This is a genomic window from Pseudomonas putida, from assembly GCF_030159595.1.
Taxonomy (GTDB): domain Bacteria; phylum Pseudomonadota; class Gammaproteobacteria; order Pseudomonadales; family Pseudomonadaceae; genus Aquipseudomonas; species Aquipseudomonas putida_AC.
This window is the reverse complement of sequence record NZ_BSKJ01000004.1, coordinates 355,479-376,365: the sequence shown is the minus strand read 5'-3', so window position 1 is coordinate 376,365 and position 20,887 is coordinate 355,479. Positions and strand designations below refer to the sequence as shown.

The 20,887-nt window shown below is 61.8% G+C and carries 18 protein-coding genes and 1 pseudogene; 2 read left to right on the top strand and 17 right to left on the bottom strand.

What is annotated here, in order from left to right; all coding sequences use genetic code 11:
- The first annotated feature begins 80 nt into the window (after nucleotides 1–80).
- On the top strand, nucleotides 81–1,178 hold the full coding sequence (locus QQL85_RS11650; protein WP_284353595.1) for an alkene reductase: 1,098 nt from the start codon (nucleotides 81–83) through the stop codon (nucleotides 1,176–1,178).
- An 87-nt stretch (nucleotides 1,179–1,265) separates the two neighbouring features.
- Here QQL85_RS11650 and QQL85_RS11645 read toward each other — a convergent pair whose 3' ends face one another.
- The 16 genes and pseudogenes from QQL85_RS11645 to QQL85_RS11570 all read right to left on the bottom strand — a co-directional run bounded on the left by QQL85_RS11645 (nucleotide 1,266) and on the right by QQL85_RS11570 (nucleotide 18,746).
- Entirely contained in the window at nucleotides 1,266–2,246 is a 981-nt protein-coding gene (locus QQL85_RS11645) for an LLM class flavin-dependent oxidoreductase (protein ID WP_284353596.1), read from the bottom strand.
- Nucleotides 2,247–2,346: 100 nt separating this feature from the next.
- Nucleotides 2,347–3,258, bottom strand: coding sequence for a LysR family transcriptional regulator (locus QQL85_RS11640; protein ID WP_284353597.1), 912 nt, complete (start codon nucleotides 3,256–3,258; stop codon nucleotides 2,347–2,349).
- A gap of 71 nt (nucleotides 3,259–3,329) precedes the next feature.
- Complete coding sequence (locus QQL85_RS11635; RefSeq protein ID WP_284353598.1) at nucleotides 3,330–4,400, bottom strand: metal-dependent hydrolase; 1,071 nt, start codon at nucleotides 4,398–4,400, stop codon at nucleotides 3,330–3,332.
- A 74-nt stretch (nucleotides 4,401–4,474) separates the two neighbouring features.
- Nucleotides 4,475–5,725, bottom strand: a complete 1,251-nt coding sequence (locus tag QQL85_RS11630) for an OprD family porin (protein ID WP_284353599.1) — start codon at nucleotides 5,723–5,725, stop codon at nucleotides 4,475–4,477.
- A gap of 54 nt (nucleotides 5,726–5,779) precedes the next feature.
- Nucleotides 5,780–6,979, bottom strand: coding sequence for a benzoate/H(+) symporter BenE family transporter (locus QQL85_RS11625; protein WP_284353600.1), 1,200 nt, complete (start codon nucleotides 6,977–6,979; stop codon nucleotides 5,780–5,782).
- A gap of 54 nt (nucleotides 6,980–7,033) precedes the next feature.
- Nucleotides 7,034–8,362, bottom strand: a complete 1,329-nt coding sequence (locus QQL85_RS11620) for an MFS transporter (RefSeq protein ID WP_284353601.1) — start codon at nucleotides 8,360–8,362, stop codon at nucleotides 7,034–7,036.
- 57 nt (nucleotides 8,363–8,419) lie between these two features.
- Entirely contained in the window at nucleotides 8,420–9,181 is a 762-nt protein-coding gene (locus QQL85_RS11615; protein ID WP_284353602.1) for a 1,6-dihydroxycyclohexa-2,4-diene-1-carboxylate dehydrogenase, read from the bottom strand.
- 108 nt (nucleotides 9,182–9,289) lie between these two features.
- Nucleotides 9,290–10,300: a benzoate 1,2-dioxygenase electron transfer component BenC gene (benC, locus tag QQL85_RS11610; protein WP_284353603.1), complete on the bottom strand. Its 1,011-nt coding sequence runs from the start codon at nucleotides 10,298–10,300 to the stop codon at nucleotides 9,290–9,292.
- A 72-nt stretch (nucleotides 10,301–10,372) separates the two neighbouring features.
- Nucleotides 10,373–10,858: a benzoate 1,2-dioxygenase small subunit gene (gene benB / locus QQL85_RS11605; protein ID WP_284353604.1), complete on the bottom strand. Its 486-nt coding sequence runs from the start codon at nucleotides 10,856–10,858 to the stop codon at nucleotides 10,373–10,375.
- Entirely contained in the window at nucleotides 10,855–12,213 is a 1,359-nt protein-coding gene (gene benA / locus QQL85_RS11600) for a benzoate 1,2-dioxygenase large subunit (protein ID WP_284353605.1), read from the bottom strand. The genes benB and benA overlap by 4 nt, the downstream gene beginning before the upstream one ends.
- Before the next feature lie 551 nt (nucleotides 12,214–12,764).
- Nucleotides 12,765–13,010, bottom strand: a pseudogene (locus QQL85_RS11595) (RHS repeat-associated core domain-containing protein); the annotation flags it as partial.
- Nucleotides 13,011–13,113: 103 nt separating this feature from the next.
- A complete protein-coding gene (benR, locus tag QQL85_RS11590; RefSeq protein WP_284353606.1) occupies nucleotides 13,114–14,070 on the bottom strand; it encodes a benABC operon transcriptional activator BenR in 957 nt (318 codons plus the stop codon).
- A gap of 224 nt (nucleotides 14,071–14,294) precedes the next feature.
- Entirely contained in the window at nucleotides 14,295–15,350 is a 1,056-nt protein-coding gene (locus QQL85_RS11585) for a GlxA family transcriptional regulator (protein ID WP_284353607.1), read from the bottom strand.
- Between the two features lie 139 nt (nucleotides 15,351–15,489).
- Nucleotides 15,490–16,518 (bottom strand): glycine betaine/L-proline ABC transporter substrate-binding protein ProX, encoded by a 1,029-nt coding sequence (proX, locus tag QQL85_RS11580; protein WP_284353608.1) that lies wholly within the window; start codon nucleotides 16,516–16,518, stop codon nucleotides 15,490–15,492.
- Nucleotides 16,519–16,588: 70 nt separating this feature from the next.
- On the bottom strand, nucleotides 16,589–17,542 hold the full coding sequence (proW, locus tag QQL85_RS11575; protein WP_284353609.1) for a glycine betaine/L-proline ABC transporter permease ProW: 954 nt from the start codon (nucleotides 17,540–17,542) through the stop codon (nucleotides 16,589–16,591).
- 43 nt (nucleotides 17,543–17,585) lie between these two features.
- Complete coding sequence (locus QQL85_RS11570; protein ID WP_284353610.1) at nucleotides 17,586–18,746, bottom strand: quaternary amine ABC transporter ATP-binding protein; 1,161 nt, start codon at nucleotides 18,744–18,746, stop codon at nucleotides 17,586–17,588.
- Between the two features lie 361 nt (nucleotides 18,747–19,107).
- Between QQL85_RS11570 and QQL85_RS11565 the strand changes: the two genes are divergently transcribed.
- On the top strand, nucleotides 19,108–20,088 hold the full coding sequence (locus QQL85_RS11565) for a LysR family transcriptional regulator (RefSeq protein WP_284353611.1): 981 nt from the start codon (nucleotides 19,108–19,110) through the stop codon (nucleotides 20,086–20,088).
- A 23-nt stretch (nucleotides 20,089–20,111) separates the two neighbouring features.
- On the opposite strand, the gene QQL85_RS11560 is transcribed toward QQL85_RS11565, so the two are convergent.
- The gene (locus tag QQL85_RS11560; RefSeq protein ID WP_434482126.1) at nucleotides 20,112–20,873 is read right to left on the bottom strand and encodes a hypothetical protein; all 762 of its coding nucleotides are present in this window, start codon (nucleotides 20,871–20,873) and stop codon (nucleotides 20,112–20,114) included.
- Between the last annotated feature and the right edge of the window lie 14 nt (nucleotides 20,874–20,887).

Below are 20,887 nucleotides of genomic sequence, written 5' to 3'. Positions count from 1 at the left end.
TGCGCCGGGCTCCCGGTCCCCCCTTTCCCCAATCACCCCGGTATCGTGCGCACCATTGGTTTTCCACCTCTGGAGCTGCAATGAAACTCTTGCAACCGCTGCAAATTGGCCCCCTCACCTTGCCCAACCGTGTCTTCATGGCGCCCCTCACCCGTCTGCGCAGCCTGGAGCCGGGTGATGTACCCACTACGCTGATGGGCGAGTACTACCGCCAGCGTGCCAGTGCTGGCCTGATCATCACTGAAGCCACGCAGATCTCCTTCCAGGCCAAGGGCTATTCGGGCTCGCCCGGTATTCATAGCGCCGAACAGATCGCTGCCTGGAAGCACATCAACGAAGGCATTCATGCCGATGGCGGCCACAGCGCCGTACAGGTCTGGCACACCGGGCGGGTGTCACACACTTCACTGCAACCTGGCGGCGAAGCGCCAGTGGCCCCTTCGGCCCTGCCGGCAGGTGCGCGCACGACCCTGCGTGACGAGCAAGGCGACCTGGTGCGCGTGGAAACCTCCGCGCCGCGGGCGCTCAGCGAAGCGGAAATTGCCGGTATCGTTGCCGACTTCGGCCAGGCCGCGATCAACGCCCGTGAAGCCGGGTTCGACTTCATCGAGCTGCATGCGGCCCACGGTTACCTGCTGCACCAGTTCCTTACCCCGAGTGCCAACCAGCGCGAAGACCGTTACGGCGGCAGCGTCGAAAACCGCGCACGTATTGTGCTGGAGGCCGTGGACGCGGCAGTTGCCAACTGGAGCGCCGAGCGCGTCGGCATCCGGGTGTTCCCGTTGGGTGGCTTCAATGGCGTGGACAATGGCGAAGACCAGGAAGCCGCCGGCCTCTATTTGATCCGCGAGCTGGCCAAGCGCAACCTTGCCTACCTGCACCTCTCCGAGCCTGACTGGGCGGGTGGCAAGCCGTTGCGTGACGAATTCCGCCAGGCAATCCGCGCTGCCTACCCGGGCGTGATCATCGCGGCCGGTGCTTACACCGCCGAGAAAGGCGAAGACCTGATCGGGCGGGGCTTGATCGATGCCGTGGCGTTCGGGCGCAGCTACATCGCCAACCCGGACCTGGTGGAGCGGCTGCGGCTGCAAGCGCCGTTGAACGAACACCGGGCGCAGTTCGACTATGCCAACGGGCCTGAAGGGTATACGGATTATCCGTTCCTGAAGCAGGCTTGATGCAGAAACGGGAGCCCATATGGGCTCCCGTTTTTTGTTGCCAATGCTGGCCTCTTCACGGTTTTACCCGCGAAGAGGCCAGTCGCTTCAACCCAGTTCGGCCAAGGCCTGAGCCGCATAGGCATGTGACCGCTGCCGCGCCAGCGGGTCATGGATGCGGCAATCGATCATCAGCTCATCCGCCCCGGTCTGCTCGATTAGCGAGCGCAGCCCTTCCCTCACTCGCTCAGGCCCACCCGCGACGGTGCAGGCCATCACCTGTTCCAGCACTGCGCGCTCATGCTCAGGCAGGCTTTGCACATAACCCTCCTGCGGCTTGGGCAACAAACCAAAGCGCCCGACGTGCAGGTCCAGCATCCACTTGCGATGGGAGCTGGCCAGGTAATCCGCCTCGGCATCACTGGCAGCTGCGAACAGGTTCATGCCCACCATCACATAAGGCTTGGCCAACTGCGCCGAAGGCTGGAAGTTGGCCCGGTAATGGGCAATCGCCTGCAGCAGGTAACGCGGTGCAAAGTGCGAGGCGAAGGCGTAAGGCAGGCCCAGCTTCGCTGCCAGGTCAGCGCCGAACAGGCTGGAGCCAAGGATCCACACAGGTACATCGTGGCTACCCGGTACGCCACGCACCCGGCGTTTGCCGTTGTCGGCCAGGTAATCACGCAGTTCGGCGATGTCCTGGCTGAAATCACGCTCTGGCGCAGCACCGCGCAAGGCCCGTACTGTCGGCCCGGAAGTGCCAGGCGCGCGGCCCAGGCCCAAGTCGATGCGGCCCGGGTGCAAGGTATCGAGGGTGCCGAACTGCTCGGCCACCACCAACGGCGCATGGTTGGGCAGCATGATGCCACCCGCGCCAACACGGATGTGCCGGGTGGCGTTGGCGACTTCGTTGATCACCAGCGAAGTGGCCGCCGAGCCGATGCCCGGCATGTCATGGTGTTCGGCGATCCAGTAACGGCTGTAGTGCTGTTGCTCGACATGCCGCGCCAGCTGGCGGGATTCTTCGATCGCGTCGGCGAAGGTCTTGCCTTCGCCGATCATGACCAGATCCAGTACGGACAGTGCAGTCATGGGGTCTCCAGAGGGATTATCAGTGGCTGCCAGTTTCCCTGCTGCGCCGCCAGCGATAAACCCGGCTTCAGGCCCGGCATAGGGGCCTGGTATTCCCCAATCAGTACTCCCAAGGCACGCCCGGTTCCCAACTGGCCACCAACAAGTCGATAAAGCCGCGTACGCGCGGGGACAAATGACGTTTGCTTGGGTAGACGATGCGGATCGGGTCTGCCGGTGGCCGGTAGGCTTGCAGCACTTCCACCAACGTGCCGGCGCGCAGGTCGTCACCGGTGATGTAGGTGGGCAGGTGAATCAGCCCGAAACCCGCCCGGGCGCCGTCCAGCATGGCTTCGGAACTGTCTATGTTCAGTCGCCCGGGGTCTTCGCACAGGTGCAGCCCGGCTTCGGTGTGAAAGCGCCAGGGCATGGCTTTTTCGCCTGCGAGGAAGGCGATCTTGTCGTGGCCATAGAGGTCGCCTGGCACTTGCGGTACGCCACGCTTTTCAAGGTAGGCAGGCGATGCACAGGTCACGAACTGCTGCCAGGCCACTGTCCGAGTCAGCAGTTGTGAGTCTTCCTTGGGGGCACCGATGCGCACAGCAACGTCAACGCCCTCCTCGACCAGGTCGACGAAGCGGTCGGTGAAGCGAATGTCCGCACGCAGTTCGGGCCATTGCTTGAGGTATTGGTCGAGGATTGGCAATACATGGCGTTGGCCGAGAGACAGCGGTGCGGTCAGGCGCAGGGTACCCGTAGGCTTGCCACGGCGCTGGGCCATGGTGCTTTCCACCTCGTCCAGGTCATCCAGAATCTGCCGCCAGCGCTCGAATGCCACCAGGCCCTCGTCGGTCAGGCTCAGCTTGCGCGTGGTGCGATTGAGCAGGCGCACCGCCATGCGTGCCTCCAGGCGAGCGATGCTTTTGCCTACCGCCGATCGGGTCAGGCCAAGGCTGGCGGCGGCAGCGGTGAAGCTGCCAGCCTTCGCGGCGCTGACGAAAGCGGCAATGTCGCCGAAGCGGTTGGGTTCCATGAGCGGGTTCCTGGAGTCATCGAACCGGCATAAATGGGGCCGATGCCAGCTAATGCAAGGCCACAGGCTGGCTAGGGCGTGCTCGGGGCTGGCCTCATGTACGCGTCCGTCCAGGTGGCCAATGGCAGTGGTGGCTGCTGGTCGACAATACGTCGCCAGATCAACAGCAGGTCATCACCGTTGAACATCGAGCCAGGCCCGCTGCCTTGCCACCGCGAAGGTACATCGGCAACCCAGTGGCCCTGGCTGTCACGGTGGGCCATGTTGAAACGGAAGGTGTAGTTGCCAGGGATGCCCATGCGCAGGTCGGTCACCACCAGCGCGTCGCCCACCTGGTCGTAGCGCAGCCAGTCATCGGTAAACCAGCGCAAACGTTGGTGCAAAGGGCTTCCGGCCAATGCTTTCGCCAGCTCCAGATTACGCGGCAAGCGCTGCATTTCAGGCGCTTGGCGGTCGAACCCGCTGCTGATGCCCTCGTAGTAATCACCCTCCGGGGTCTTGGCCAGTACTCGCCAGACCAGGCTATTGAAAGCGATCGGCACAGCGCGCACTTCACTGACGACAATGCCTTGCAGATCCAGCGCCGCCTGGAAGCGCTGCTCCGCCGCCATGCGCCCGGCAAGTCCGAAACCCAAGTAAGCGGTACTGAACACCAGCGCCAGGGTGAGCAGACGTGTCGCCTTTGCAGTCACCCCCATGAAGATGGCGTAGATAACCGCCGCCAGCAGCGGCAAGGTGTAGACCGGGTCGATGATGAACACCGCTGCCCAGCTTTGCGGGGTGGTTTGCAAAGGCCAGAACAACTGCGTGCCGTAAACCGTGAAGGCATCCAGCAACGGGTGGGTAATGAGCACCAGCCAGAACGCCACGAACAACCTGGGCAAGGTGTAACCCTTGCCAGGCCAGCATTTATGGACCAGCCAGGTCAGTAGCAAGGCCAGCCCGGTAAGCACGAACAGCGAGTGGGAGAACCCACGGTGGTAGGTCATCTGCGACACCGGGTCGGCGTAGCGGATGATCACGTCCAGGTCGGGCAGCGTGCCCAGCGCCGCGCCGTACAACAGCGAGCGGCGGCCCTGGATGCGACCGAGCAGGGTGCCTTGCAGCGCGGCGCCGAGTACGGCTTGGGTGATGGAGTCCAAGGGTCGCGCTCCTGAAGGAATCGTTTCCGGAAGCTACCTTCATACGCCCCTGATGCGCAATTCCCTTGGTTGGCTCAGAACAGCTGCCAGGTGTACACCAGCGTCAGGCGGTTCTCGTCGATGTCGCTGCGGTAGTTGGAGCGCGCCATGGCATTACGCACACGAATCCCCAGGCCCTTCAGCACCCCACTCTGCACCGCATAGCCAATGTCCAGGTCACGCTCGCGGTCTCGCCCTTCGTAACCCAGCCCGGTATCGACATTGTTACCGGTTATGTAGCGCACGGTCGCCGTCAGCCCTGGGACGCCCATGGCGGCAAAGTTGTAGTCGTATCGCACTTGGTACGAGCGCTCGTCCGTATACGCGAACTCGTAGGTCGGCACCTCGTTACCCAGTGGCGAGATGTTGGCGAAAACCCGAGGGAACGGGCTGTCGCCATAGATACCCTGGTAGCCGGCATGGAAACTGTGGCCGCCATGGCGGGCGGTGAACATCGAGAAGAACGCCTGGTTGTCGATATTCCCCAGCAAGGCATCGCCATCCTCGCGTGCGGTGAAGTAACCCAGGTTGGCGCTAAGCACCCAGTTCCCCACGGGCTTGCTGTGCTTCAGGCCGACAAAGCCTTGTTCATAGATGTCTTCCAACTGCCCATACCACAGGCTGACACTGCTCTGGTTGGCATTGAACGCATAATCACCGCCCACATAGTTGAAGGCATCGCTTTCGGCCTGGCGCATCGGCACATGGCCGAGCATGGCGTTCATCTTCCCGTCGCCACCTTCGTTGCGCAGGTGAGTGCTTCTCAGGTGGCCGGCCTGCAAGGTCAGCCCATCGATTTCGGACGAACTCAAACTGGCGCCCTGGTAAGTCGGTGGCAGCAGGCGGATATCACTGAACGTCAGCACCGGCAGGTTGGGTTGCAGCTCACCGAAGCGCAGCTCGGTCTTCGACAGGCGGGCCTTGAAGGTGGGCGCCAGGCGGCTGTACTCATCGGCGGCACGTCCATCGCCATGCACCGGCAGCAGGCCGGTATTGGCCCGGTCGGGGCTGCTGTCGAGCTTGATGCCCAGCAGGCCCAGGGCATCCACGCCAAAGCCGACCGTACCCGGGGTGTAGCCACTCTTGAAGTCGAGGATAAAGCCCTGGGCCCACTCCTCGGCCTTGGACTGCTTGTTGGCCCCGACGATGTCAGAGAAATCGCGGCTGAAGTAATAGTTGCGGGCACTCAGGGTAGCCTTCGAATCCTCGAAGAAGCCGCCTTCGGCAGCCAGCAGTGGTTGGCTGAGCAAAGTCAGTCCCAGGGCGACACAAGGGGTGTGATTCATTCCGAAGCTCTCTTGATCTTGTTTTTATGGGTAAAGCGTTGGGAACACGGCAGTTCATGGGGTACGGCGCAGCACCTCCCGGGAACGTGGCAGGCGCAGCCTGAGCAGCGCGTGGGCCAGCAGGCCGAACAGCAGCCCCCAGAACGCCGCCGACAGGCCCAGGAAAGCCACCCCCGAAGCGGTGACCAGGAAGGTGAACAGCCCGGCATCGCGCTCGGCCGGTTCTGCCAGGCTGCGCGCGAGTGCCTCGCTGATGGCGCCGTACAGGGCCAGACCGGCCAGGGCGGCGATCAACGCAACAGGAAAGGCGGCGAACAGCGACATCAAGGTGGCACCGGCAATCCCCAGCAGCAGGTAAAGCGCACTGCCAGCGACCGCCGCCACATAGCGCCGGCGTGGGTTTTCATGGGCTTCATGGCCAGTGCACAGGCTGGCGGTAACCGCCGCCAGGTTCAGCCCGTGGCAACCGAACGGCGCCAGCAGTGCTCCGGCCAGGGCACTGGCGCTGATCAACGGGCTGGCGGGTGTGACGTAGCCGGCGTTGCGCAGTACCGCCATGCCTGGCATGAACTGCCCGGTCAGCGCCACCAGCACCATTGGCAAGGCCAAGCTGAATACCGCCGAAAGACTGAACTGCGGCGTGACCCACTGTGGCGAAGCCAGTTCCAGCACCAGTGCGTCACTGCGGAACGCGCCACTGGCCACAGTCACCACGGTGCCCACGCACAGCACCGCAGCCACTGCATAACGTGGCTGTACCCGGCGCATCAGCACATAGGTTGTGAACATTGCCAGTACCAGCAGCGGTTGCACCGGCAAGGCGCGGAACACTTCGATGCCGAAGCTGAACAGAATGCCTGCCTGCATGCCGGCAGCGATGGAGCCTGGCAGGCGCGCGATGATGCGGTCGAAGGCCCCGCTGATGCCGATCAGCAACAGCACCAGGTTAGCCACTAGGTAGGCGCCCACGGCCTGCTCCAGGCCCAGTTGCGGCAGGGCGCTGACCAGCAGCGCGGAACCTGGGATCGACCAGGCGATCACTACCGGCACCCGATAGCGCAGGCTGAGCAGCGCGCCGAGCACCGCGCTGCCCATGGACACGGCCCAGACCCAGGAAGACAACTGCTGATGGGACAGGCCGGCAGCTTCGGCGGCATGGAAGATGATCACCAGCGGGCCTGCGTAGGAGATCATCGTGGCGATGCAGCCGGCGACGATGGCGGACAGCGAGCTGTCCTTGATCAGGGTTTTCATGGCACCTCTGGCAAGGCATTGGCCGGGCTCGGTGCCCGGCGCTTGTTCTTCGGGTTAGGCCTGCGCCGCTACGGCCTGGGCTTGCCGACGGCCACTGGCCAGGTGCACGGCCATGGCCAGCGCAGCGATTGCGCCAGGGATGGCGAAGGCGATGAAGTTGAGTTGCAGCGGCAGGTTGATGCCCATCAGCGCGCCGCCCAGCAGCGGGCCGACGATGGCACCATTGCGACCGATGCCCGAGGCCCAGCCCAGGCCGGTGGAGCGCACTGACAGGCCGTACATTTGCGCAGCGCCCGCATACAACAGGATCTGCGTGCCGATGGTGGTGGCGCCGGCAATGAAGATCAGCAGGTAAAGCACCGGCATCGGGCTGTTCACCCCCAACAGGCTGATCGACAGCGCGGCGGCAATGAAGAAGGCCACTTTCACTTTGACCAGGTTGTAGCGGTCACCCAGCCAGCCGCCGAGAATTGCCCCCGCCATGCCGCCGAAGTTCAGTGCCAGCAGGAACGACAAGCTCGACCCCAGGCTGTAGCCGGCATTGGCCATCAGCTTCGGCAGCCACGAGCTCAATGCGTAGACCATCAGCAGGCAGCAGAAGAACGCCAGCCACAGCGCCAAGGTGCGGATCGCCAAGCCGTTGCGGAACAGCTCCAGTACCGACGCCCCGCCACCTTTGCGGTCAGCGGCCTTCAGCTCGTCATCGGCGTGCACATCGCAGTCCGGGTCCAACCGTTTGAGCAGCTTGCGCGCTTCTTCGCTACGGCCTTGGCGCACCAGAAAGCCGATGGATTCCGGCAGGTAGTAGAGGATGACCGGCAGCAGCAACAGTGGCACTGCGGCAGCGAAAAACATCGACTCCCAACCAAAGCGCGGCAGCATGAAGATCCCCACGCCCGCCGACAGCATACCGCCCAGCGAATAGCCACTGAACATGATCGCCACCAGCGTGCTGCGCAGGCGCTTGGGGGCGTATTCGTTCATCAGTGCCACGGCGTTGGGCATCAGGCCGCCGCACCCCAGGCCCGCGATGAAGCGGTAAATGCCGAACTCGCTCGGGCTGCTGGCGAAGCCATTGAGAATGGTTGCCCCCGAGAACAAGGCGAAACAGATGGCGATGCCCTTCTTGCGCCCGATGCGGTCGGCCAGGCTGCCGAATACCAGGGCGCCGAACATCATGCCGAACAGCGCATAGCTGCCCAGCGCGCCGGCCTGCAACGGGGTCAGCCCCCATTCCTTCATGATGACCGGCAGTACTACGCCGTAAATGAACAGGTCATAGCCGTCGAAGATCAACAGCAGGCCGCACCAGGCCATGACCATCCAGTGGAACGAGGTAAAGCGCGCATTATCGATGATCGGGTGTACGTCAAGGGTTCGCATGGCATCTGTCGCTCTTGTTTTTGTTGTGAGAGAAAGCTCTTTGCCTTTGGGGACTGCTCAGCCGAGGTCGCCGCCCCCTACTGGCAGGGTCACACCGGTGATGTACGAGGCTTCGTCGGAAGCGAGGAACAGAATGGCGCCCACCTGTTCGTCGATGCTGCCGTAGCGGTGCATCAGGCTGCTGTCGAGGGTCTGGTCGACGATCTGCTGGTACCAGTGCTTTTCCTGCTCGCTTTGCTCGGCACTGTTGCGCGGTACGCGCCGGGGTGGCGCTTCGGTGCCGCCGGGTGCGGTGGCGTTGACGCGGATGCCACGGCCAGCGGTTTCAAAGGCCAGGCACGCAGTGAGCGCATTCACGCCCCCCTTGGCCGCACCGTAGGGCACCCGGTTGACGCCGCGAGTGGCGATGGACGAAACGTTGACGATGGCGCCGCTGCCGCGTTCGAGCATGTACGGCAGCGCGGCGTGACAGCACCACAGGGTGGGGAACAGCGAGCGGCGCACTTCGGCTTCGATCTGCTCCACTGCGTAGTGTTCGAAAGGCTTGGCCCAGATGGTGCCACCGACGTTGTTGACCAGGATGTCGAGGTGGCCGAAGGTTTCTACGGCACTGGCCATCACCTTGGCGCAGTCGGCGTGTTGTTCCAGGTCGGCGGTGAGGGTGAGCATGCCCTCGCCGGCCAGTTCGTGGACCAGTTCCGAGCGGTCAACCGCCACCACTTGCGCGCCTTCGGCCTTCAGCCGCCAGCACACGCCCCGGCCAATGCCTTGAGCGGCACCGGTGACCAGGGCGACCTTGCCTTGGAATCTGTTGTTCATATGCAAATCTCCGGTTCGCAATAGCCCCTGTGGAAGCAACTGTCTTGCTCCAATCTGAAGCCTGCGCTCCCACAGGGTCGGCGTATTGCTTGGAATAATTGGGAGCTGTCAGGCCGCTGCCGCGAACTTCTCGTAGTAGAAGTTGGCCGGGGTAATGCCCTGCTCACGCACGTACTGGCTCACCGCCTCGACCATCGGTGGCGGCCCGCACAGGTACAGGTCCACATCGCCATCGTTCAGGTGGCGCGGCTCGATGTGCTGGGTCACATAGCCCTTCTGCGGGTACTGGCTGTCCGGGCTGGCTACGCAGGCGCTGAAGGTGAAGTTGGGGATACGCGCTGCAAAGTCTTGCAGCCGATCCAGCTCGACCAGATCGAAGTCATTGGTCACGCCATAGATCAGATGCAGCGGGTGTTCACTGCCCTGCTCGGCGATCTTTTCCAGCATCGCGGTGAACGGTGCCAGGCCGGTGCCGCCAGCCAGCAGCAACAGCGGGCGCTGGATCGGTCGCAGGTAGAAGCTGCCCAACGGTCCCGCCAGGCTCATGTTGTCACCGGCCTTGGCCAGGTTGGTCAGGAAGTTGCTCATCAGGCCGCCCGGCACGTTGCGGATCAGGAAACTGACTTCGCCGTCCTTCTGCAGCGAGCTGAATGAATAGGCGCGGCTCTGCTCGCTGCCCGGCACCTTGAGGTTGACGTACTGCCCCGGCAGGAAGGCCAGGCGGCTGAGGGCTTCGCCCTTGATCGACAGGGCAATGGTGCTGGCGGACAGCTGGCGAACATCGCTGATGGCGGCCTCGAAGCTGGCCTGTTCGGTCTTGCACAGCTGCGACGAAGCCGGAATGCGAATGACGCAGTCGCTTTCGGCGCGCATCTGGCAGGTCAGCACATAGCCTTCAGCGATTTCGTCTTCGTTCAGGGCGTCTTCGATGAAGTTGTCGCCCAGGTCATAGCGGCCGGATTCGGCTTTGCATTTACAGGTGCCGCAAGCGCCATCGCGGCAGTCCAGCGGGATGTTGATGCCTTGGCGATAGGCAGCGTCGGCCACGGTTTCATGGCCGGTGGCTTCAATGAAACGGGTAACCCCGTCTTCGAAATTCAGTGCGATCTGGTAGCTCATGTTGCACCTCGCGGGCGAGCCGGTCCGCGGCGCGTCGCAGGACGCACCGGGTAGCGCTCGTAAAACCCAGTATCAGATGTGGTAGATGTCGATGACCTGGCGCACGTAGTCGTTCTTCAGCACCACCTTCTTGGCCTTGATCAGCGGCTGCTCGCCGCGCAGGTCGAGGGTGTAGAAGCTGGTGCCGAAGTAACTGTCGGTGGTCTTGTAGCGGAAGCTCAGGGTGTGCCAGTTGAAACGCACCTGGCAGCTGCCCTCGCCCTGATCGACGATCTCGATGTTGCTGATGTTGTGCGAGGTGCGGGTATCCGGCACGGTCGCACTGGAGCGCTCGGTCTTGATGCGGAACACGCGGTCTTCCAGGCCGCCACGGTTGCCGTACCAGATCAGCGAAATTTCGCTTTGTGGGTCTTCGGTGAGGGTGTCGTCATCGTCCCAGCTCGGCATCCAGAAGCTGGCATCGCTGGCGTACAGTTCCAGCCACTGGTCCCACTGGGCATCGTCCAGGTAGCGCGCTTCGCGGTAGAGGAAGTCGCGCACGGTCTCATACAGGCTCATTGCACGGCCTCCACAGGGATCAGTTGCTGTTCGTCCTTCAGGGCCTGGATCATGGTGTCCTGCCAGTACTTGTGCTGCAGCACGAACAGGCCTTCGTCCTCGGTGCGCACGCCAGACAGCAGCGGCGCGAGCTCGATCTCTTTGGCGGCTTCATCGGCGCCTTCGACCCAGTGCTTCGCGCCACGCGACATGTCGTTCCAGCCGGTGCCGCCGCCGTAGCCGGTCTGGCACGAACGGAACTCTTCCAGGTCGTCCGGGGTGGCCATGCCGCTGACGTTGAAGAAGTCTTCGTACTGGCGAATGCGTTTTGCACGGGCATCGGCGCTCTCGCCTTTGGGCGCGATGCAGTAGATGGTGATTTCGGTCTTGTTCACCGAAATCGGCCGGGCAACGCGGATCTGCGAGCTGAACTGGTCCATCAGGTACACGTTCGGGTACAGGCACAGGTTGCGCGAGTTCTCGATCATCCAGTCGGCACGGGCCTGGCCGAAGTCGGCAGCCAGCTGGTCACGGCGCTCGTAGGCCGGGCGGTCTTCCGGGTTGGCCCAGCGGGTCCACAGCAGCAGGTGGCCGTGGTCGAACGAGTAGAAACCACCGCCCTGCTTGGCCCATGAGCCGGCGCTCATGGTCTTGATCTCGTCGCCCGAGTCGCGCTGCTTGCGCTGGTTCTGGGTGGCGGCGTAGTTCCAGTGCACGGAGCTGACGTGGTAGCCGTCGGCGCCGTTCTCGGCAGTGAGCTTCCAGTTGCCTTCATAGATGTACGAGCTGGCACCGCGCAGCACTTCCAGGCCTTCTGGCGACTGGTCGACGATCATGTCGATGATCTTGGCCGACTCGCCCAGATGTTCTACCAGCGGCTTCACATCGGCATTCAGGCTGCCGAACAAAAAGCCTCGGTACGACTCGAAGCGCGCCACCTTGGTCAGGTCGTGGGAGCCGTCGCAGTTGAAGCTGTCGGGGTAGCCGGCGTTGCTCGGGTCTTTCACCTTCAGCAGTTTGCCGCTGTTGTTGAAGGTCCAGCCATGGAATGGGCAGGTGTAGCTGGAACGGTTGCCGCGCTTATGCCGGCAGAGCATGGCGCCGCGATGGCTGCAGGCGTTGAGGAAGGCATTGAGCTCACCGTCCTTGTTGCGCGCGATGAATATCGGCTGGCGCCCCATGGTCAGGGTGAGGAAGTCGTTCTTTTCGGGGATCTGGCTTTCATGGGCCAGGTAGATCCAGTTGCCCTCGAAGATGTGCTTCATCTCCAAGTCGAACAGGCGTGGGTCGGTGAACATCTCGCGCTTGCAGCGGTAGATGCCCTTTTCACGGTCGTCCTCGAGCATGGCATTGAGGTAGTCGAATCCCAGGGACATGGCCAGGGTCTCCCTTGTTATTGTTTAGACCTGGTCAGGTTAGGGAGACGACTGGCGGGGGACTATCCGGATTGTGCAGAGTGCTATCCAGCTACGCGGATTTGGTGGCGGTCTTCATCAAGCAGCCATTTTGCATCAGGATATAACTTCGCGTTGGCTGGTAGAGCAGACCTAATCTTAGTTTCTAGGGCTACGGTGTTTTCGAACAGCTTCCGGAATTCCGGAGAATGGGAACTGTTTGGATAATCTCTGGTCAAACTGACTGCAGCGGCTTCTACTAAAACATGATCGTTGAACGACCAACTGCTCGCCTCGCTTATCACTTGGACTCTTTCACCCGTGTCTCTGCCTTGATAAGCAAGTCCTTCCTTGAAGCTTGGGCTTGGCGCAGATACCGTTGCGTTGTGCTGCTTCAGTTTGTTGCTCATCCTCTGGTTGAACTGCTTCTGTTCTGTTGATGTTGCAGTGGTGATGACATTGTGCGAGGTTGGCCGCGTATTTCCAGCAGTGCTTGAGCTACGAGCTCGGCCCGTCAGCCATGCCCGCCAATTATGCCCTGTTGGGTCGTTTCTGTTCACAGGGTCACCCCCACAGTAGCTGTATGCATTCAGTCCTCCTTGCGCAAAAGGACTCAAGCTGTCAGGCGCATTGAATCGCATCAAGACAGAGCTGAAAGCACGATATCCATTCCCCAGCAGATAGTGCCCTGTGGCATATTCTCTTCTCTGCCCGCTGAAGCGCAGCACTGGTGCGAACTGGTCACATCCATCGTGCCCATAAACGGTGTACTGCAATGAAGTCGGCATGATTGCTACCCTTTACCCGAGATAAAGCCAAGGGTGGCTTGCCCATGAAATGCAAACAACTGGCAGAAATATCAGGTGCCCAAGCTGGCGCGCCTCATCCCCGCCGCTTGAACGTCTGCGAAGGCAGCTCTCCAAACTGCTGCCGATAAACCTCGGAAAACCGCCCCAAATGCAGGAATCCGTAATCCAGAGCAAGCTCTGTCACGCTGCGCACACCACAAGTTGGGTCACTCAGGCATGCATGCACCCGCTCCAGCTTGCGCTGGCGCACATAATGCTTGGGCGTGGTGCCCAGGTGCTGATCAAACAACGCATACAACGAACGCAAACTCATACAGGCCTGCTCCGCCAGCACCTCAGCCGACAGCTCCAGCTTCAGGTTACGCTCGATGTAATCGAGAATGCGCTCAAGGCCAGCCTGCGGCGCGCTCAGGCTTTCGCGGCGGATATTGGTGCTCATCAGGGTCAGCAACTTGCTGGCGACGATCTGGCTGTAGTGTCCCTGCACGCGCGGCAGCGAATCGCTCACTTCCGCTTCGTGGCAAACCATGGCCAGCAGGTTGACGAACCCGTCCAGTTCATCCAGCCGGTAATGGTTACGCAGGAACCGCACGCCGCCTTCTGGCCGGTGCCAGCGCTGTTCATCGCAGATCGAATCGAGCAGCCGGGTAGGCACTTTGAGGATGAACTTCTCGCAGTCTTCCGAGTAGGTCAGGTCAACCGGGTCATCCGGGTTGATCAGCAGCAGCTCGCCCGGCACCAGGTGCTGCTCGCGCTTGTGCCCGCGCCACAGGCAGTTGCCGTTGAGCAGCACTTGCAGGTGGTAGATGGTTTCCAGCGCCGGTGAGGTAACGCGCACGCTGCCGCCGTAGCTGATGCGGCACAGGTCGAGTTCGGCGAACTTGCGGTGGCTGAGGCTGGCTTGGGGATGGGTGGTGCGGGACAGACCGATGCAATGCTGGCCTACATGCTGGTTCACATAATCGGACACAGCATAGGGGTCGGCGTGATGAAACACGCTACTGCGCTCGCTCAGCAGGCGGCTTTCCATAGGCAAGGCACTCGGTATCGTTATTGTTCTGGTCGCCGCTTCCTACGGCCTTGTGGGCTGTGGTCGCGGTCGTCACGGTCATTCTATCGGGCCGGTTGTGGGGTGATGAGGGCAGGTGACAACCGGTGGATAGGCACACTACAGCAAAAAGGCGGGGGTTGGGCAATGCGGCTTTGGCAATGGATGGGCGGATAGCGGACAGTGAGGATGATCAATGTGTTCGGTTATCGAACAGTATTTTCCTGCCGCCCTACCCACCCCTGGCTCCGCGCCCGGAATTGCCGCGGGGCAATCGCAAAGAGTTCACGAAAGCGACGGTAGAAATGCGGGAAGCTGACAAACCCACTGGCCACAGCCACCTCCGTCAACGACTTGCTGGTGTGCTGCAACAACTGCCGCGCATGGGTCAGGCGCAGCTCCAGATAATAGCGTGGCGGCGTGGCCTGTACATGGCGGCGGAACAACCGTTCCAGGTGCCGACGGGACAACCCGGCATGCTCGGCAATTTCATCGATGCCAATCGGGTCTTCGATGTTGGCGTGCATCAATTCCAACGCCAAGCGTACGCCCTTGGGCAGGCTGGGGTCGATTTCCGGTGCGCTGGCCGGTGCGTCGTTCATTACCCGCGAACGGTCACAGGCCAGCATCTGCTCAACCGCCCGTCGCAACGGCACGCCACCGCAGTGTTCGAGCAGCGCCAGCATCATGTCCAGCGCACTGCTGGCCCCGGCACAGCTCATGCGGCGACGGTCCAGTATGTGGGCCTGACGGCTGATACGCACTTTGGGGAACAGTTCATTCATCATCGCCCGGCCATCGGGGTGAAAGGCACAGTCGTGATCGTTGAGCAAGCCGGCTTCGGCCAGGAAGTAAGCGCCGTTCCACAACCCGCCCAGCTGGCAACCGTGCTGGTCAGCCTGGCGCAGTTTGGCGCGTAGCTGCGGCGCGGTTTCCAGGCGCACGCGAAAGCCACCACACACCAGCAGGCAGTCCAGGCCTTGTACCTCCAGGTCGGCCAACTGGGTGGTGACTGGCAGTGCGATCCCCAGGTCGCTCATCACCTGGGCCCCTTCACCCACCACCTGGACTTGGAACAACGGCGTGGCACTCATCAGGTTGGCGGTGACCAGGCTGTCCATGGCGGCGGTGAAGGCCATCATGGAGAAGTACTCGCGCAGGACGAAGGCCACGCGCTGGCACGGCATTGACAGCGAGGTGCGCAAGGCGGGGTCCAGGTGGGCCAGGTTGGTGTTCTTGAGGATGCTTTCGAAGTGGCTCATGGTCTTAACTCAACAGCGGAAATCGCGTTGGTTTCTTCGCGGGCTCGCCCGCTCCCACAGGCCTTGCACAGTTTCAAAACCTGTGGCGGACCTGTGGGAGCGGGCAAGCCCGCGAAGAAACCAACGCTGATGGATCAGGTTACTTGCCAGCCTGGGCCGCAGCGTCACGCGAAGCTTGCAGCCACTGGTCAAACTGCTGACGGTGGGCGGCAACCCATTCCTTGGCATGGCGGGTGATGTCGGCAGGCTTCTTTTCGCCCTGCTGCATCTTCAGGTTCTGGTTGCTCTCGTCGTCCGTGCTGATCTGCACCAGCGACAGGAACTTCTGCGCCGCCGGGTTCTTTTCGGCAAAGTCCTTGTTGAGCACGGCCACCACCTTGTCGATGGCAAAGCCGAGGTTTTTGCCGTGGTACATCGTATCGACATCATTCTTGCCATCCGGCAGGTCGGTCTTGGGCACTTCCAGCCAGACCACGTCCTTGCCCTCGACCAGCACGCTGGCGATCCATTGCGGCACCCAGGTGAAGTAGAAGATCGGCTTGCCTTCCTTGTAGCGGGTGATGGTGTCGGCCATCAGCGCGAAGTACGAGCCCTGGTTGACGGTGATGCTCTTGTCCAGGTCGTAGGCCTTCATGTGGTGGGCAATCACCAACTCGCAACCCCAGCCCGGGTTGCAACCGGTCATGTCGGCCTTGCCGTCACCGTCGGTATCGAACAGCTTGGCGATCTCAGGCTTTTTAAGGTCGGTGATGTACTTGATGTTGTACTGGTCGGCGGTTTTCTTGTCGATCAGGTAACCCTGTGCCACACCCGGCAGAATGTCGCCGGTCTTGACCATCACGTCGTCACCGCCGGCCTGCTGGTAGAACTGGTTGTGCAGTTTGTCCCACAGGTGCACGGTGAAATCGGCATCGCCATTGGCGAGGGCCACCATCATCACGCCGTACTCGGTCTCCTTCGGCTCCTGGACCTTGTAGCCCAGCTCGCGCAGGCCCTCCATGGCCACTTCGCCACGGAAGCGCTCTTCAGCGATGGAGGGGAAGATGGGCGTTACCTTCACGCCATCACCTGGCTTTTCCGCCGAGGCGTGGGCGCCCAGTGCTGCGGCTACCAGCGTCAGCGCCGTGGCGCATTTGAGGATGCTGCGGGAGAACTTGGATTCGTACATCGTCGCTTACCTTCTTCTGATTTTTATCTTCAAGTGCGGCAGATCGAACGTCTCAAAAGTCTTGCTGTGCTCAGGCGGTCTTGCGCCGCCCTTGCGGTTGCCCTGCGCCACACAGGCGCATCACCACGCCTACGGGGCCTGTGTGGTACCAGCGCAGGCTTGGGTCGGCGCTGGTGCGGGCACCCATGGCCTGGGTCAGGCGGTCGAGGAAGATCGCCAGCAGGACCAAGCCCACGCCACCAACCGTGGCCAGGCCCATGTCCAGGCGGCCAATGCCGCGCAGTACCATCTGGCCCAGGCCGCCAACCGAAATCATCGAGGCGATCACCACCATCGACAGCGACAGCATCAAGGTCTGGTTGAGGCCGGCCATGATGGTCGAGGTGGCCAGCGGCAGTTGCACGCGGGTCAGCATCTGCCGTGGGGTGCAGCCAAAGGCGCGGGCGGCCTCGATCTTGTCTTCCGGCACCTGGCGGATGCCCAGGTTGGTCAGGCGCACCAGTGGCGGCAACGCGAACACGATGGTCACCAGCACCCCAGGTACGTTGCCGATGCCGAACAACATCACCACCGGTACCAGGTAAACGAAGGCCGGCAGGGTCTGCATGGCATCGAGCAGCGGGCGGATAACCCGCTCCATCCGGTCACTGCGGGCACACAGGATGCCCAGCGGGATGCCGATGAGCGCGCAGAAGAACACCGAGGTCAGCACCAGCGCCAGGGTGGTCATCGACTCGGCCCACACACCGATCAGGCCCAGCAGGGTCAAGGTGACGAAACACAGCAAGGCCATGCGCTTGCCCGCCAACTGCCAACCCAGCAACGACGAGAGGATGATGCCGATGGTGGGCGGAATGCTCTGCAGGGTGAACTCGATGCCATTGAGTACCTGGTCGATCGGCCAGCGAATGGCGCGGAACACCTCGCGGAAGTTGTGCACCAGGAAGTTCAGGGTAGCGGTGACCCAGTCTCCCAAGGGGATGGTGGCCACCTGGAACGGGTCGAGAAGGCTGAATTCGGACATGAGGGCTTACCTCTTCTAGTAAACGCTGCGAGCGCTTCTTGTTTTAGTGACGGCTCAGGGTCTGCAGCAGCTCGTTCTTCGACAGCGTGCCCTTGAAGGCACCTTGTCGGTCGAGCACCGGGACCGGGTACGGCAGGTCGGCGGCAATGCCCAGCACCTCGTGCAGCGGCGTGTCGGTGTACACCGGGCACTGCTCGTGCAGGCTGTAGCGGTCACTGGCGGATGCGCCGTTGGCGTCGGTGTCGACCACGCCCAGCAACTGCCCGCGGTCATCGACCAGATAGCCGAACGGCACGCCGGCCTGGAAGCTCGGGGCCTTGCCGTTGACCTTGCACACCACGGCAGGGTCGAACCTGGCCACATCGCCAGCCTTGAGCACCCTTGAGCTGTCGAAGCTTTTGAAGAAGGTGCGCACATAATCGTTGGCGGGCTGGTTGATCAGCTCTTGCGGGGTGCCGATCTGCACCACGCGGCCGCCTTCCATGATCGCGATGCGATGCCCGATACGGATGGCTTCCTCGATGTCGTGGGAAATGAAGATGATGGTGCGTTGCTGCTCGGCCTGCAGGCGGATGAGCTCGCCTTGCATTTCGCTGCGGATCAGCGGGTCGAGGGCCGAGAACGCCTCGTCCATCAGCAAGATGGCCGGGTCGTTGGCCAGCGCCCGGGCCAGGCCCACGCGCTGCTGCATGCCCCCAGACAACTGGTGCGGGTAGCTGTGCTCGTGGCCGGCCAGCCCAACCTGGCTCAAGGCTTCACGGGCGCGGCTGTGGCGTTCGGCTTCCGCCACGCCGGCGATTTCCAGGCCGAACGCGGTGTTTTCCAGCACGCTCATGTGCGGCATCAATGCGAAGGACTGGAACACCATGCCCATTTCCTTGCGGCGCACGTCCAGCAGGGCTTTGTCGGAGAGCCCGGTGATTTCCTTGCCGTTGAGGTGGATACTGCCGGAGGTAGGTTCGATCAGGCGGTTGAACAACCGCACCATGGTCGACTTACCCGAGCCGGAAAGGCCCATGATGACGAAGATCTCGCCACGTTTGACGGAAAAGCTTGCATCGAACACGCCGACGACGTGGCCGGTCTTGCTGAAGATTTCGTTCTTGTCGGCGCCCTTGCGGAGCATCTCCATGGCCATGTCCGGGTTGGGACCGAACACCTTGAAGATATTTTTTACCGAAAGAATCTCATCGGCATGGCTCATACGACCCTCTTTATTATGCTTATTAACCAATCTTTCAACATCGCACTTTCAATAAGGCGGGTAGAGATCAGTGCGAGTACGCTTGGCAGTCCGTTCAAATTCGAACGTGAGTCAAAACCGGCACGCAGAATGTCCTGCTTCAAAAAGTTATCCGACATCGATGTCTCGAATGTCGCGCCGTGGGTTTAACGTTAGGCCCTGCGCCAGAGCGGGTCCAACGACATTTGCATGGCGCTAACCATTACCTGAAGTTATCAATCGAGCGCCAACCCTGGCAGCAGAGCCCCTGCGCATTTACCCGCAGGCGCACAACAGGCTAGAGTGATCCGATTGGCTAGACGAAGGACCTCGCCCCTACCCCATGGTCAGACACTCCGAACCCGATCAGACACTGATCAAGATGCCCTCGCTGCGCGCGGTCAAAGTCTTCGTCGCCGCCGCCAAATACCAGAACTTCACCCGCGCCGCCGAGGCGCTGTGCGTAACCCAGGCCGCAGTCAGCCGGCAGATCCGTGAGCTGGAGACCTACCTGGGCGCCGAGCTGTTCAGCCGTGTGGGGCGTGCGGTGGAGTTGACCGTGGCCGGTTCGATCTTTTTCGATGCTGTGCAGTTATCGTTCGTCAACATCTCCCAGGCGGCCGAGCGTATCCGCAGCAACACCAACACCAAGCATGTGGTCACCCTGTGCTGCTCGCCGGCATTTGCCGCGTTGTGGCTGGGGCCACGCATGCCGAAGTTCTTCGACGAAAACCCGGACATCGACATCAACCTGGTGACCACGCAGAACTTTTTGTCGATGGAGCCTGGGGTGCGCCCGGACATCTACATCACCAAAATCGGCAAGGTGCAGGCGGGCTACAGCTCGCACCCGCTCAACCATGACGTGATCTACCCGGTGTGCACGCCGCACTACCTGGCGCAGCACCCCGAAATACGCACCCTGCAAGGGCTACGTGATGGCACCTTGCTGAACCTCAGCCCCTATGGCCGCTCGCAGGTGGCCGAACATGTGGACTGGAACGTGTGGCTGGCCTTCCATGACATCGACCTGAAAAGCCGCGCCAACACCGCGCCACATTTTTTCAATGCCAATGACTACAACCTGCTGGTGCAGCTGGCACTGGGCAGCCAGGGTGTAGCGCTGGGCTGGCACCATCTGGTCGCACCACTGGTTGCGCAGGGGCTGTTGGTGAGGCCGGTGGAAGAGGAACTGGTGCTCAAGGATACCTTCCACTTTCTGGCGTTCAATGAAGACAAAGAGCACGAGTCCAGCTGCCGGCGGCTGCGGGACTGGTTGCTGGATGAGTTTCAGCCGTTGCTGGAATCGTTACGTAGCCAATGAGCGCGTTTATGGTGTCGCCCTGTTTACTGCACGGGCAGGAAATTCATCAACAGCAGGCTTTGAGCGTAGTTCAAACCAATTCGCCGATAGCGCTCATCCAGCAACTCTGCCAGCAGATCCAGCCGCGCCACGATTTTGCCGAACTCCACGGCAAAACTCAGGTTACTGCCCTCTTCCGAGATTTCATTGGAGAACAGCAGCAGAACGCCATTGGCATCTTGCCGCTGGCTGAGCATCCAGGTGGCCTTCTCGATATTGCGCGCTGCGTTGTTGACGAACAAAGGGTCGATGGTATCGGTCATGTAGAACTCGGTACGCCCGCCATGCGCGGTGATCAGCATGCTGCCGATGGCGTAGATGAAGGCACCCACCCGATCACCTCGAAACTCGGGGCTTAGCGCATAACTCAAGGCTGCCAGGTCACGGCGGTTGCCGAGCTGTGGCAGAGGCTGGCGTTGTTCGATGGCCAAGCGGATCTGCCGCTCGGCGGTGGCAGCATCCACATAGCCCGACATCTTCCACTGGTTGGGGTTGCGCAGGTACAACTTGTTCATCAGCAGGTACAGGCTTTGCAAGTTGTCGCGCATCGACAGCGTCGCCAAACGGTCAACGCTGGTCTGGAACAGCTCACTGGGCTTGCCGTTGCCGAACTGGCTGACGATATCGCGGCCTTGTTCCTGGGTGCAGGCGCACAGGCAAGTGAGGGCGCCTGTCAGCAGCAGGCGGGAGAGGAAATTTGGATAGCCTGCAACCATCGGCACCGGGTCGATATTCGGCGGCTGCATTGGGGATCAGAGCA